Source organism: Paraburkholderia saeva (assembly GCF_907164555.1).
Lineage (GTDB): Bacteria > Pseudomonadota > Gammaproteobacteria > Burkholderiales > Burkholderiaceae > Paraburkholderia > Paraburkholderia saeva.
The window spans coordinates 744,316-756,630 of record NZ_CAJQZC010000002.1 but is presented as its reverse complement, the minus strand read 5'-3'; the positions used below and the strand labels follow the sequence as shown (position 1 = coordinate 756,630).

Sequence of the window (12,315 nt, the reverse complement as noted above, 5' to 3'; positions counted from 1 at the left end):
TGGATAGTCTGCGTTAGCTTTTCTTGACCCGATAGACCGCAAGACTACCACGCCAGTTCTCGCCCCAACGGACGGCCTGGCCGCCGTGCAGCACCACGCGATCGAGGATTTCGATGCCGACTTCCGGTGCCAGCGCCTCGAAGTCCTTGATGGTCAGCACGCGCACGTTCGGCGTGTTGTGCCACTGGAACGGCAGCGATTTCGAAACCGGCATCCGTCCCTGTAACACGGACAGCCGGTGCGGCCAGTACCCGAAGTTTGGAAACGACACGATGCATTCCTTCCCGACACGCACCGTCTCGCGCAGGATCGCGGCGGTCTGGTGAATCGTCTGGAGCGTCTGCGAGAGGATCGCGAAATCGAAGCTGCCGTCTTCGAAGAGACGCAGCCCGTCTTCCAGATTTTGCTGGATGACGTTGACGCCGTTTTTCGTCGACGCGAGCACGCCGGCGTCGTTGATCTCGATGCCGTAGCCGGAGACGTCGAGCTCCTCCGTCAGGAGCGAGAGCAGCGAGCCGTCGCCGCAGCCGAGATCGAGCACGGTCGAGCGCGGCTCGACCCAGCGGGCAATCGCGCGGAAGTCGGGCCGCGTCGCAAGATAATCGAGCGCGCGCTGGTTCATGCGTTCACCTCGTTGGCAATGCGTTCGTAGTAGGCGCGCATCAGGTTGTGATAGCGGGCGTCGTCGAGCAGGAAGGCGTCGTGGCCGTGCGGCGCGTCGATTTCGGCGTACGTCACCGTGCGCTTGTGGTCGAGCAGCGCCTTGACCAGTTCGCGCGAGCGTGCGGGCGCGAAACGCCAGTCCGTCGAGAAACTGGCGACGAGATACTTCGCCGTCGTGTGCGCGAGCGCGGCCGTCAGGTCGCCATCGAACGCTTTCGCCGGATCGAAGTAGTCGAGCGCGCGGGTGATCAGCAGATACGTGTTCGCGTCGAAGTAGTCGGCGAATTTGTCGCCCTGATACCGCAGATACGATTCCACTTCGAACTCGACGTCGAAATTGAAGTTGTAGGCGTCGTGCGCGCCTTCGGCGCGACGCAACGCGCGGCCGAACTTGGCGGCCATGTCGTCGTCGGAGAGATACGTGATGTGGCCGATCATCCGCGCGACCCGCAGGCCACGCTTCGGCTTCACGTTGTGCGCGTAATAGTTGCCGCCGTGGAAGTCCGGGTCCGACAGGATCGCCGAGCGCGCCACTTCGTTGAACGCGATGTTCTGCGCGGAGAGCTTCGGCGTCGAAGCCACGACGATGCAGTGCGCGACGCGCTCCGGATACATCATGCTCCACGCCAGCGCCTGCATGCCGCCGAGGCTGCCGCCCATCACGGCTGCAAAGCGCTCGATGCCGAAGATGTCGGCGACACGCGCCTGCGCGTTCACCCAGTCTTCGACGGTGACCACCGGAAAGCTCGCGCCGTACGGCTGCTGCGTCGACGGATTGATGCTCATCGGGCCTGTCGAGCCGAAACATGAGCCGAGATTGTTCACGCCGATCACGAAGAAGCGGTTGGTATCGAGCGGCTTGCCCGGACCGACCATGTTGTCCCACCAGCCGACGTCCTTCGGGTCATCCGCATAGACGCCTGCTACGTGATGCGACGCGTTGAGCGCGTGACAGACGAGCACCGCGTTGCTGCGCGCGGCATTGAGCGTGCCGTAGGTTTCGACCATCAGGTCGTAACCGGCGAGCGAGCTGCCGTTCTGCATGAGCAGCGGCTCGGAGAAATGCATTTTCTGGGGAGCGACGATGCCGATCGATTCCATTCATTCCGCCTTTTAACGACTCTGGGCGGCTAGATGGTGTCGGCGGTGCGCGAATGAATGACGATGTGCGCGGCTGACGACCTCTTTAGCCGCATTTGTAGTGAACCGCGGGAACCCTCCCGGCAGTTCGCGCGCCCGCAATCGAGTCAGCAAATCGGCGCGTCATTCATCCTGCACGTTACGGCATCCGCTATCTCAGCGAATACCGCAATCTGGCGCAAATTATAGCGGAAAGTTTTAGAGATAGCGGCGTGCGCTGTCCTGCGGGAACGCGAAGCGGGCGGCGTGGACGCGCCCGCTTCGCGTTCAGGCCGTCAACCGCCGCTGGAAACGCCGCAACTGGGCGGCCGCGCAGGTCATCAGGATGCCGTACGCGATCGCGTAGCCGCCGGCGAGCCACGCGACCGATATCACGCCGTCCGGATAAAAGAACATCACGATAACGAGGCCGATCACGACCGACAGGAATCCCGACAGGCCGACGAGCCAGGGATGCGCCTGCGCGCGACGGTACTGGATCGCGTAGATGATCTCGCAGATGCCAGCGATCAACGCCCAGTAGCCGACGATCATCATGAAAGCAACGATCGCGATGCTCGGCCAGAACAGCGCGGCGAGACCGGCCACAATGCCTGTCAATCCGACCAGCACATACATCCAGCGACGGCGGCCGGCACCGCCGATGCCGTAGACCAACGCAAATGCGCCATCGACGACGGCATACGCGCCCCACACGACCACGAGCGAGGCTAGCGTCAGGTCCGGCCAGACGAAGGCAAGGATACCGAAGGCGACTGCGGCGATGCCGCGAAACAGAAGCCATCCCCAGTGAGCGGACAACGTGGACAGGCCTGGCGGCAGTTCGGAAAGGACCGGATGTTTCAACATGATGTGTTCTCCCAGGTTTTGTGACGCGGCGCGCGAGGCCGCTGCGCATCGTTGCACAAGGCGCGATGCGTCGATCTCAAAAACGGGGAACGGGGTGGCGCGTTACTGAAGGATCAGCAGCAACTGCGCTTCGGCGTGTTCGGCGGGCAGGCGCGCGAAGCCGCTGCGGGCAAAGCGGTGCCAGCGTCCGATGATGTAGCTCACCAGCAGGCTTGCGCGAATGGCGGGATCGTAGTCTCCCGGCAGCGGCACGGGGGCGCTGACGGCCTGGGTGTGGGCATCCATCAACCCGAGCCGCAGGCACTGCTTGAGCGATGCCTCGACGCGCTCCAGCATCTGGTTCACGCGTTCCGCCAGCCGTTCGTGTTCGCCGACGAGCGCCTCGCCTGTCAGCACGCGTGTCATGCCGGGATTCTTTGCGGCGAAGTTGAGCAGCATGAGCGCGATCGCGCGCGCCTGAAGCACGCCGTTTGGCTCCTTCGACACAATCTGGTTGATGAGCCCGAAAATGGATTGCTCGATGAATTCGATCAACCCTTCGAACATCTGCGCCTTGCTGGCGAAGTGCCGGTACAGCGCGGCTTCCGAGACGCCGAGCCGCGCGGCGAGCGCCGCAGTGGTGACTTTTTCGCTCTTGGGCGCTTCCAGCATGGCGGCGAGCGTCTGCAGGATATGAACGCGCCGCTCGCCAGGCCTGAGGCGCGTCGCGCGGGTGCTGCTGGTGTCGTGATGCGTTTTTTCTACCGGCGGGTCAGGTCTGTCAGTCGGCTGCATGGATGTCGCCTTTTCAGTCGCCCCGAGCGGGTGCCCGATCGCAATGATTTTAACGAACGAATCGACCAGTCGACATAGTGGGGACGGCCTGTGCCCGGAAGGCGCGCCGGCACGCCCTCTGCGCGGTGGTGCGCCGGCAGGTGGCCGGTGATCCACACCGTGCGGATGCCGAGTCGCCGGTAGTTTTTCAGATGGCTGCGCGTGTCTTCGACGAGGACGGCGTCGGCGAGACTGACGTGTGCGTCACGCATGGCACGACGCAGCATCGCCGGATCGGGCTTTGCCCGCCAGGCGCGCCGGTCCCGCATGTGCTCGATCGCGATCACGCGCTCGAACAGCCGCCCGATGCGCAGTTCGTCGAGCACCGCCCGCGCGTACTTTTCGGGCGCGTTGGTCAGCACGATCTTGCGGCCCGGCAGCGCCCTGATGAGACGCGCGAGGCCGCGTTCGGCGCGCAGCATCGCGGGCAGATCGGGGAACGTGTGCACGACCTTGAGAAAGTCGTGCGGATCGACAGGATGATGGCGCGCCAGACCCAGCAGCGCCGCGCCGTAGCGCTGCGTGTAGCCGGTGCGCAGACGGTTCGCCTCGTCGCGCTCGACCTGCAGCGCGTCGATGATGTATTGCGTCATCGCCTGATTGATCGCCGGGAAGATCGCGTGCGACGCGTGATGCAGCGTGTTGTCGAGGTCGAAGAGCCACACAGGCGTGCCGCCACCGACATGCGGCCGACGGCGTTTGGGACGGGAAGGACGCGTCATGCTGGCAATGGAAACGAAAGAGGCCATGCGGGAGGCCTGTTTGACAGCCTGCCCAGGCGCCGGGAAGCACCGGTCAAGGCGTGAAATTCGATGAACCAGAAGATCATCGGAGGGTGAAACGCCGCGCGGCCGCCGCACGCGGGCGACGCACCTTGCGGCACGGCACGCGCGCGGAGGCGCGCACCGCGGTTCGTGCCGTACTCAATGTGAGCGGATCATCGTGCCGAACGGCTGTTCGGTCAGGATTTCCAGCAGCACCGAGTGCTCGATCCGGCCATCGATGATGTGCACCGAGCGCACGCCGCTCTTTGCCGCATCGAGCGCCGACGAGATTTTCGGCAGCATGCCGCCCGAGATCGTGCCGTCCGCGAACAGGCCATCGATTTCGCGTGCCGACAGATCGGTCAGCAGGTTGCCTTCCTTGTCCATCACGCCCGGGATGTTGGTCATCATGACGAGCTTCTCGGCGTTCAGCACGACCGCCAGTTTGCCCGCGACCAGATCCGCGTTGATGTTGTACGACAGCCCGTCTTCGCCGAAGCCGATCGGTGAGATCACCGGAATGAACGCGTCGTCCTGCAACGCTTTCACGACCGCCGGGTTGATCGCCTCGACTTCGCCGACCTGGCCGATATCGACGTACTGGCCCGGATTGTCGCGATCCGGCATCAGCATCTTGCGTGCGTGGATGAGGCCGCCGTCCTTGCCTGTCAGGCCCACCGCATGGCCGCCAAAGTGGTTGATGAGCGTGACGATGTCCTGCTGCACTTCGCCGCCGAGCACCCATTCGACGACTTCCATCGTCTCTTCGTCGGTGACGCGCATGCCCTGGATGAAGGTGCCCTGCTTGCCGATTTTCTTGAGCGCCTGGTCGATCTGCGGGCCGCCGCCGTGCACGATCACCGGGTTGATACCGACCAGCTTCAGCAGAATGACGTCGCGCGCGAAGCCCTGCTTGAGGCGTTCTTCGGTCATGGCATTGCCGCCGTATTTGATCACCACGGTCTTGCCGTGATACTGGCGGATGTAGGGTAGCGCCTCGGCCAGAATTTCGGCTTTCAGGGTGGGCGCAATCTGCGAAAGGTCTGGGATATCGGACATGGCGGCAGAGTCAGGCAGGGCAGTTGAAACAAGGGCGAATTGTACAGGAGTGGCGCGCTGCAACAGGGTTTTCGACACGCGCCGTGGCGGCGCGCCGGACGCCTCTCGTGCAGTGCGCAACGCGGGGGCGCCGCGCGGCGGGATAACGCCGGCCTGGCGCAGCATGAGATGGATTTTCCCGTGCCGCTGCGACATCGAAAAGCTGGCCGAACGGCCGGTTACTGTCATGGGCAAGACGTGGCATTATTCCTGTCATTCCTCGACAGATTCATCATTTCGCCATGAGCGCGTCAGGTTCTTCCCTGCAGGATGTCGTGAGCGTGCGCTGTCCGCGCTGCGGCCACGCCTTCGACTGCGGCGCGCGGGCGAAAGACGTCGCGTGCTGGTGCCGCGCGATGCCGGCGTTGCCAGTCGAGCGACTCGCGGCGGGAAGCGGGTGTCTGTGCCCCGAATGTCTTGTCACTGAAATCGCAAGCGTCCAGCAAAGCGGCGCGCCGGGTGCCCCAGGCCGCTGACTGACGGGTAAACTGGCGGCATGCACCGCATAACCAACACTGGCAGGGTCAACCTCGGGCATCTTTTCTGGCTGCGAAGCTTTGCCATCATCGGGCAGCTTGGCACGATCGCGGTTGTCCAGTTCCTGTTCGGCGTCCATCTGCCGCTCCCCGCGATGCTGCTCGTGATCGCGCTCGAGGTCATTTTCAACGGTTTGACGTGGATTCGCGTAGCGCGCGAAAAGCCCGAGTCCAATCTGGAGTTGTTCGGCCAGATCTGGGTCGATCTGGGCGCCCTGTCGGCGCTGCTGTTCCTGTCGGGTGGCACGACCAATCCGTTCGTATCGCTCTATCTGCCTTCTCTGGCGATTGCCGCGGCCGTGCTGCCCTGGTATCTGATGGCGTGGCTCGCCGCGTTTGCGGCGGCCTGTTACGCCGTGCTCGGCTTCGATTCGGTACCGCTCAATCTCGACAACCCGGCGAATCTCTTCGAGTACTACCGCGCCGGCATGTGGGTGAACTTCATGGTGAGTGTCGGCCTGATCGCCTGGTTCGTGGCCCGGATGTCGCGCGCCCTGCGGCAGCGCGACGCCGCGCTCGGCGACGCCCAGGAGCGGCTGCTCCGCGATGAGCGCGCCGTGGCGCTCGGGGTGCAGGCCGCGACCGTCGCACATGAAATCGGCACGCCGCTCTCGACGATCGCAATGCTCGCGGAAGAACTGCGTGACGCGGCGCGCACCGATCAGGGGCTCGCGCCCTACTCGGCGGATATCTCCCTGCTCGAACAGCAGATGGCGTTATGTACGTCGGCGCTCGCGCGACTGCGCAGCCGCGCTTCGTCGCCGGGTAGCCGGCTTACGGTCGGCGAGTGGCTCGCTTCGTTCGTCGAGCAGTGGCGCCTGCGCCATCCACACGTCAAATTCGAGCGTCAAGGCACGCCGCCCGACCACGTCAGCCTTGACGATACGGTCGCAGTCGGCCAGATTCTCACGATCCTGCTGGATAATGCGGCGCGCGCAAGTCGGGACCACGTCACGCTGACCGCCCGGCTGACGGAGCGCGCCGATACGGTCGAGTTCGAAGTGAGCGACGCCGGGCCCGGTATTCCGCCGGCGCTGCGTCACTCGCTGGGCACAATGCCGGTCGATAGTACGCAGGGCGGCCACGGGGTCGGCCTTTATCTGGCGTTTTCCGCTGCGACGCGTCTGCACGGCTCGATCGAATTACGCGATATCAACGAAACGAAGCCGCGCGGCACGCGCGCTGTGCTGCGACTGCCGGTGGCTGACGACGGACAATCCGGCGCAGGAAAGCCCGGCACTACGCAGGCGGCTGCTGGCCCGACGGACGCGAACCGCAACGGTTCGGCACCCACCAACACGGAGAAACAGGCATGAGCGACAAGAATTTTCTGGTCATCGACGATGACGAAGTGTTCTCCGGTATCCTCGCGCGGGGCCTCACGCGGCGCGGCTTCACGGTCGCCGAGGCGCACAGCGCCGACGAGGCGATCAAACTCGCGAATCAGCAGAAGTTCGGTCAGATCACGGTTGACCTGCATCTGGGCAACGACTCCGGCCTGAATCTGGTCGCGCCGCTGCGCGAACTGCAGCCCGATGCACGCATGCTCGTGCTGACGGGCTACGCGAGTATCGCGACGGCCGTGCAGGCGGTGAAGGACGGTGCCGACAACTATCTGGCGAAGCCGGCCAACGTCGAGTCGATTCTTTCCGCGCTGCAAAGCGAAGCGAGCGCGCTTCAGGCCGAAGAGGCGCTGGAACATCCGGCGCCGCTTTCCGTCGCGCGGCTCGAATGGGAGCATATCCAGCGCGTGCTGGCGGAAAACGGCAACAATATTTCCGCGACGGCACGGGCGCTGAACATGCACCGCCGTACGCTGCAGCGCAAGCTGGCCAAGCGGCCGGTGCGGCAGTGATTTTTGGTGCAGCGAGACAGGCAACCTGAAACGCCTCGAACGCATGACGTAGATGACAAAGACGACAAAACGGGCGACCTCTCACGAGGCCGCCCGTTTTGTTTTTGCGTGATGCCGCGAGACTGATCGGGCGAGTGACGCGGGAATCACATCACAGCACGTAACGCGACAGGTCTTCGTCTTCAGCGACTTCGTTCAACGCACGATCGACATAGGCCGCATCGATCATGACATTCGTGCCCGCATGATTGCCGGCGGAGAACGACACTTCCTCTAGCAGCTTTTCGATCACTGTATAGAGACGGCGTGCGCCGATGTTCTCGGTTTTCTCGTTCACTGAAAACGCGATCTCAGCCAGACGACGAATACCGTCTTCAGCGAAGTCGAGGTGCACGTCTTCGGTCGCGAGGAGTGCCTGATATTGCTTGACGAGGCTCGCGTCCGTTGCGACCAGAATCGATTCGAAGTCTCCCACCGACAGTGAGTCGAGTTCAACGCGAATCGGGAAACGACCCTGCAGCTCGGGAATCAGGTCGCTCGGCTTGGCCAGATGGAACGCTCCGCTCGCGATGAACAGCACGTGGTCCGTCTTTACCATGCCGTACTTCGTGTTGATCGTGGTGCCTTCGACGAGCGGCAGGAGATCCCGCTGCACGCCCTGGCGCGAGACCTCTCCACCACCGGCTTCGTTGCGCGACGCGATCTTGTCGATCTCGTCGAGAAACACGATGCCGTTCTGCTCGACGTTGCGTACAGCCATGGCCTTCACTTCTTCGTCGTTGAGCATCTTGCCGGCTTCTTCGTCGGTGAGAAGCTTCAGCGCTTCCTTGACCTTCAGTTTGCGACGCGTCTTCTTGCCGCCGCCGATGTTCGCGAACATCGAACGGATCTGCTCGGTCATGTCTTCCATGCCCGGCGGCCCCATGATGTCCATGCCGACCTGCGGCTGCTCGACGTCGAGTTCGATTTCCTTGTCGTCGAGAAGACCTTCGCGCAGACGCTTGCGGAATGTCTGACGCGTGGTGCTGCTTTCGTCGACGGTGTCAGCCGCGTTCGAGCTTGCGCCAAAACCAACCGGGCGCGCCGTGGGCAGCAGGATGTCGAGAATGCGGTCTTCGGCCTGATCTTCGGCCTTCGTGCGAACCTTGCGCATTTCCGTTTCGCGCGTCTGCTTGATGGAGATTTCCATCAGGTCGCGCACGATGCTGTCGACGTCGCGGCCGACGTAACCCACTTCCGTGAATTTCGTGGCTTCGATCTTGATGAACGGTGCGTCGGCGAGCTTCGCCAGGCGGCGCGCGATTTCGGTTTTGCCGACGCCTGTCGGCCCGATCATCAGGATGTTCTTCGGCGTGATTTCCTGGCGCAGCGGTTCGTCGACCTGCTGACGACGCCAGCGATTACGCAGCGCAACGGCGACCGCCTTCTTCGCACGGCCCTGACCAATGATGTGTTTGTCGAGTTCCGAGACGATCTCGGCGGGAGTCATGGTGCTCATCGTGGGTCCTTACTCGATCGTCTCGATGACGCGGTTATGGTTCGTGTAGATGCACATGTCGCCCGCAATCTCGAGCGCCTTTTCGACGATCTCGCGCGGGGAAAGGTCCGTGTTCGCCAGCAGTGCCGCAGCCGCCGCCTGCGCGTACGCCCCGCCCGAGCCGATGGCGCAGATGCCGCCTTCAGGATCGAGCACGTCGCCGTTGCCGGTGATGACGAGGGTTGTGTGTGCGTCAGCGGTGATCAGCATGGCTTCGAGCCGGCGCAGCATGCGGTCGGTGCGCCAGTCTTTGGCGAGTTCGACGGCTGCCCGCGTGAGGTTACCCTGATGTTTTTCGAGCTTGGCTTCGAAGCGGTCGAGGAGCGAAAAGGCATCCGCAGTGCCACCGGCGAAACCGACCATCACCTTGCCGCCGTAAATGCGCCGGACTTTTTTGGCACCGCCTTTCATGACGATGTTGCCCAGCGTCACCTGGCCATCGCCGCCGAGCGCGACCTTGTCGCCGCGCCGCACGGAAACGATCGTCGTGCCGTGAAATTGCTCCATATGCGTTCCTTTTGCAAAAACGGGAAGGACGCAGTAGCGCTGTGCGCCACTACTTGAATCCGGGTAAGCGGACGGCGCGCAACGCAGAGAAACCAACGAGGGCGCGCGCTCGTGCAACGCATGTCCGATTTATTTTAGGGCGTGCGCCGGCATATCAAGAGTCGGCCAGATGGCTAACGGCGGAAAAAGACGGGATAAAGCAGAAAAAAGCGCGTAAAAAGATGGGGCCGAAACGCCCGGAACGGCTGTGCGGGAGGGCGCGCTCCAGAAGAAAAAAGGCGCACGGAACACGTGCGCCTCTCGACGAAGCAGCGTATTGGGGCGCGGGCCGACACCGCGCCGGGGCGATCAGTCGCCGAACAGCTTCTGGCGCAGCTCGCGACGTTCCTGCGCTTCAAGCGACAGGGTTGCCGTGGGGCGTGCGAGCAGGCGCGGAACGCCAATCGGCTCGCCGGTTTCTTCGCACCAGCCGTAGTCGCCGGAATCGATGCGTGCGAGCGATTGCTGAACCTTCTTCAGCAGCTTGCGTTCGCGGTCGCGCGTGCGCAGTTCCAGCGCATGCTCTTCCTCGATCGTCGCGCGGTCGGCCGGGTCCGGCACGATCACGGTTTCACGCAGGTTTTCTGTCGTCTGGCCGGCATTGCGGAGAATTTCCGCCTGCAGCTGTTCGAGCTTGTTCTTGAAGAAAGCGAGCTGATCCTCATTCATGTAATCCTTGTCGCTCATCTTCAGGATTTCGGCTTCGGTCAAGAGTCGTTTCGTCGTCATCTGGCTTGCTTCTTCAATGTGAGGCAAAACTCATACATATTGCCCGCTCTTTCGTGTTGCCCGCAAAAGACGCCTTTATTAACGCTCATTCGAGCGACGGCGAACACGGACGGTGGGCTGTCGTGACGCCAAAGGCGCCGATGCGGGGCCGAACTCCTCTGGAAACCGGTCTACAGATGCTCCTGAGGCATGATCTTTCTACCGGCAGCGCGCTCCCCGAAACCGGTGTGCCAACCGGCATGTCGGCGTTTAATTCCGGATGAGATTTTCCGGCGCCGTGTGTTTCCGGTAGTGCCCGGTACGGGCTGCAATGTCCCGGGCATTTCGTTGTCATTCTCCAGTGGGCACGTATTGTAACTGAATCACAATACGGGACGACAACCGGGGGAAATCCCTGCTGCCACTGCCGATATCGTGAAAATATAACGCGCTAACGACCAAAAAGCGATGGTCGTTCACGGTTTTACGCAACAGGGTTTTCACGCGCCTTTCATATATGCCGCATTTTTAAGCGGCCCAACCGTACTGACTGACCAGATTTACCGGTTTTGGGCCGCTTCCTGTTTTGCGCGGCGTGGGCGCCTCAGGCGAGGCAGGCGTCGAGGCCGTCGGTGATCAGGTCTTGCGGGAGTTCGATGCCAATAAACACCATCTTGCTGTTTTTCTTTTCAATCGGCTGCCATTTGGACGCAAGATCGCTACCCATCATCTGGTGCACGCCCTGGAATACCACCTTGCGATCGACGCCTTTCATATAAAGCACGCCCTTGTAGCGCAGCAGGCGCTCACCGTATATCTGCAGGATGCCGCCGAGGAAGTCTTCGAGCCGGTTCGGGTCGAACGGGCGTTCGCTGCGATAGACGAACGACTTGATCTTGTCGTCGTGGTGCGCGTGATGATGGTGCGCGTGACCGTGGTCGTGACCTTCGTGGTCGCACTTGCCGTGGTCGTGGTCGCAGTTCGCGTGATCGTGATCATGTCCGTGATCGTGGTCATGATGCGCGTGGTCGTGGTCGTGGTCGTGGTCGTCTTCGGCGAGGAACTCCGGGTCGATCTCGAGCTTTGCGTTCAGGTTGAAGCCGCGCAGGTCGAAGATTTCCTTGATGTCGGCTTCGCCAAAATTGACGACCTTGATCGCCGCCTTCGGGTTCATGTGCAACAGGCGGTGACGCAGGTCGCCAAGCGCCTTTTCGTCGACGAGATCGGACTTCGTGACGAACAGGCGGTCGGCGAAACCGACCTGACGCTGCACGACTTCGTGTTCGTCGAGCTGGTGGTCCGCATGCTTTGCGTCGACGAGCGTGATGATCGCGTCGAGCAGGAATTCGTCGGCGATCTGGTTATCCATGAAGAACGTCTGCGCCACCGGGCCCGGATTGGCGAGGCCCGTGGTCTCGATCACGACGCGGTCGAAATCCAGTTCCCCAGCCTGCTTTTTCGCGGCCAGGTCGCCAAGCACGCGGGCAAGGTCGCCGCGGATCGTGCAGCAGATGCAGCCATTGCTCATCTGGATGATCTGCTCGTTCGCGTCCTGCACGAGGATTTCGTTGTCGATGTTCTCTTCACCGAACTCGTTTTCGATCACGGCGATCTTCATGCCGTGCTTTTCGTTCAGGATGCGCTTGAGCAGCGTGGTTTTGCCGCTGCCGAGAAAGCCGGTCAGAATGGTAACGGGAATCATGGTGTGTGCCTGTTAAATGCGTGAAATCAGGTGCAGGGCCGCCCGCGGGCGGCCACTCGATCGGTCAGTTATTGAAACATATCTGTCAAGGCGCCGCTTGCGGC

Annotated in this window: 13 protein-coding genes; 3 read left to right on the top strand and 10 right to left on the bottom strand. The window is 62.4% G+C overall.

The genetic code is table 11. The features are described from left to right. Positions 1–13 precede the first annotated feature (13 nt). The 6 genes from metW to argB form a co-directional block, all read right to left on the bottom strand. Complete coding sequence (gene metW, locus LPA36_RS07680) at positions 14–622, bottom strand: methionine biosynthesis protein MetW (protein WP_228875522.1); 609 nt, start codon at positions 620–622, stop codon at positions 14–16. Then, positions 619–1,764: a homoserine O-succinyltransferase MetX gene (gene metX / locus LPA36_RS07675; protein WP_228875521.1), complete on the bottom strand. Its 1,146-nt coding sequence runs from the start codon at positions 1,762–1,764 to the stop codon at positions 619–621. The genes metW and metX overlap by 4 nt, the downstream gene beginning before the upstream one ends. A 306-nt stretch (positions 1,765–2,070) precedes the next feature. Continuing rightward, entirely contained in the window at positions 2,071–2,652 is a 582-nt protein-coding gene (locus tag LPA36_RS07670) for an HdeD family acid-resistance protein (protein ID WP_228875520.1), read from the bottom strand. 102 nt (positions 2,653–2,754) lie between these two features. Then, positions 2,755–3,426 carry a nucleoid occlusion factor SlmA gene (gene slmA / locus LPA36_RS07665; RefSeq protein WP_228875519.1) on the bottom strand — a complete coding sequence of 224 codons (672 nt, stop codon included), beginning with the start codon at positions 3,424–3,426 and terminating at the stop codon, positions 2,755–2,757. After that, positions 3,393–4,214: a pyrimidine 5'-nucleotidase gene (locus LPA36_RS07660; protein ID WP_407674226.1), complete on the bottom strand. Its 822-nt coding sequence runs from the start codon at positions 4,212–4,214 to the stop codon at positions 3,393–3,395. Before LPA36_RS07660 ends, slmA begins: the two co-directional genes overlap by 34 nt. Positions 4,215–4,388: 174 nt before the next feature. Next, positions 4,389–5,288 (bottom strand): acetylglutamate kinase, encoded by a 900-nt coding sequence (gene argB, locus LPA36_RS07655; RefSeq protein ID WP_228875518.1) that lies wholly within the window; start codon positions 5,286–5,288, stop codon positions 4,389–4,391. A 281-nt stretch (positions 5,289–5,569) separates the two neighbouring features. Between argB and LPA36_RS07650 the strand changes: the two genes are divergently transcribed. Genes LPA36_RS07650 through LPA36_RS07640 form a run of 3 tightly spaced genes read left to right on the top strand, consistent with a single transcriptional unit; the run spans position 5,570 to position 7,718 of the window. Further along, positions 5,570–5,803 carry a cysteine-rich CWC family protein gene (locus tag LPA36_RS07650; RefSeq protein WP_228875517.1) on the top strand — a complete coding sequence of 78 codons (234 nt, stop codon included), beginning with the start codon at positions 5,570–5,572 and terminating at the stop codon, positions 5,801–5,803. Positions 5,804–5,823: 20 nt separating this feature from the next. Beyond that, a complete protein-coding gene (locus LPA36_RS07645; RefSeq protein ID WP_228875516.1) occupies positions 5,824–7,179 on the top strand; it encodes an ATP-binding protein in 1,356 nt (451 codons plus the stop codon). Next, complete coding sequence (locus LPA36_RS07640; protein WP_228875515.1) at positions 7,176–7,718, top strand: response regulator transcription factor; 543 nt, start codon at positions 7,176–7,178, stop codon at positions 7,716–7,718. The genes LPA36_RS07645 and LPA36_RS07640 overlap by 4 nt, the downstream gene beginning before the upstream one ends. 151 nt (positions 7,719–7,869) lie before the next feature. On the opposite strand, the gene hslU is transcribed toward LPA36_RS07640, so the two are convergent. The 4 genes from hslU to LPA36_RS07620 all read right to left on the bottom strand — a co-directional run bounded on the left by hslU (position 7,870) and on the right by LPA36_RS07620 (position 12,211). Then, positions 7,870–9,216 (bottom strand): ATP-dependent protease ATPase subunit HslU, encoded by a 1,347-nt coding sequence (hslU, locus tag LPA36_RS07635; protein ID WP_228875514.1) that lies wholly within the window; start codon positions 9,214–9,216, stop codon positions 7,870–7,872. A 9-nt stretch (positions 9,217–9,225) separates the two neighbouring features. Then, positions 9,226–9,762: an ATP-dependent protease subunit HslV gene (hslV, locus tag LPA36_RS07630; protein WP_228875513.1), complete on the bottom strand. Its 537-nt coding sequence runs from the start codon at positions 9,760–9,762 to the stop codon at positions 9,226–9,228. A gap of 348 nt (positions 9,763–10,110) precedes the next feature. Next, positions 10,111–10,530, bottom strand: coding sequence for an RNA polymerase-binding protein DksA (gene dksA / locus LPA36_RS07625; protein ID WP_228875512.1), 420 nt, complete (start codon positions 10,528–10,530; stop codon positions 10,111–10,113). Positions 10,531–11,113: 583 nt separating this feature from the next. Next, the gene (locus LPA36_RS07620; RefSeq protein WP_228875511.1) at positions 11,114–12,211 is read right to left on the bottom strand and encodes a CobW family GTP-binding protein; all 1,098 of its coding nucleotides are present in this window, start codon (positions 12,209–12,211) and stop codon (positions 11,114–11,116) included. Positions 12,212–12,315: the final 104 nt, after the last annotated feature.

What these genes read in the sequence shown, in the direction of transcription:
- metW (WP_228875522.1), bottom strand. Translation starts at nt 622, where the DNA reads ATGAACCAGCGCGCGCTCGATTATCTTGCGACGCGGCCCGACTTCCGC.
- metX (WP_228875521.1), bottom strand. Translation starts at nt 1,764, where the DNA reads ATGGAATCGATCGGCATCGTCGCTCCCCAGAAAATGCATTTCTCCGAG.
- LPA36_RS07670 (WP_228875520.1), bottom strand. Translation starts at nt 2,652, where the DNA reads ATGTTGAAACATCCGGTCCTTTCCGAACTGCCGCCAGGCCTGTCCACG.
- slmA (WP_228875519.1), bottom strand. Translation starts at nt 3,426, where the DNA reads ATGCAGCCGACTGACAGACCTGACCCGCCGGTAGAAAAAACGCATCAC.
- LPA36_RS07660 (WP_407674226.1), bottom strand. Translation starts at nt 4,214, where the DNA reads ATGGCCTCTTTCGTTTCCATTGCCAGCATGACGCGTCCTTCCCGTCCC.
- argB (WP_228875518.1), bottom strand. Translation starts at nt 5,288, where the DNA reads ATGTCCGATATCCCAGACCTTTCGCAGATTGCGCCCACCCTGAAAGCC.
- LPA36_RS07650 (WP_228875517.1), top strand. Translation starts at nt 5,570, where the DNA reads ATGAGCGCGTCAGGTTCTTCCCTGCAGGATGTCGTGAGCGTGCGCTGT.
- LPA36_RS07645 (WP_228875516.1), top strand. Translation starts at nt 5,824, where the DNA reads ATGCACCGCATAACCAACACTGGCAGGGTCAACCTCGGGCATCTTTTC.
- LPA36_RS07640 (WP_228875515.1), top strand. Translation starts at nt 7,176, where the DNA reads ATGAGCGACAAGAATTTTCTGGTCATCGACGATGACGAAGTGTTCTCC.
- hslU (WP_228875514.1), bottom strand. Translation starts at nt 9,216, where the DNA reads ATGAGCACCATGACTCCCGCCGAGATCGTCTCGGAACTCGACAAACAC.
- hslV (WP_228875513.1), bottom strand. Translation starts at nt 9,762, where the DNA reads ATGGAGCAATTTCACGGCACGACGATCGTTTCCGTGCGGCGCGGCGAC.
- dksA (WP_228875512.1), bottom strand. Translation starts at nt 10,530, where the DNA reads ATGACGACGAAACGACTCTTGACCGAAGCCGAAATCCTGAAGATGAGC.
- LPA36_RS07620 (WP_228875511.1), bottom strand. Translation starts at nt 12,211, where the DNA reads ATGATTCCCGTTACCATTCTGACCGGCTTTCTCGGCAGCGGCAAAACC.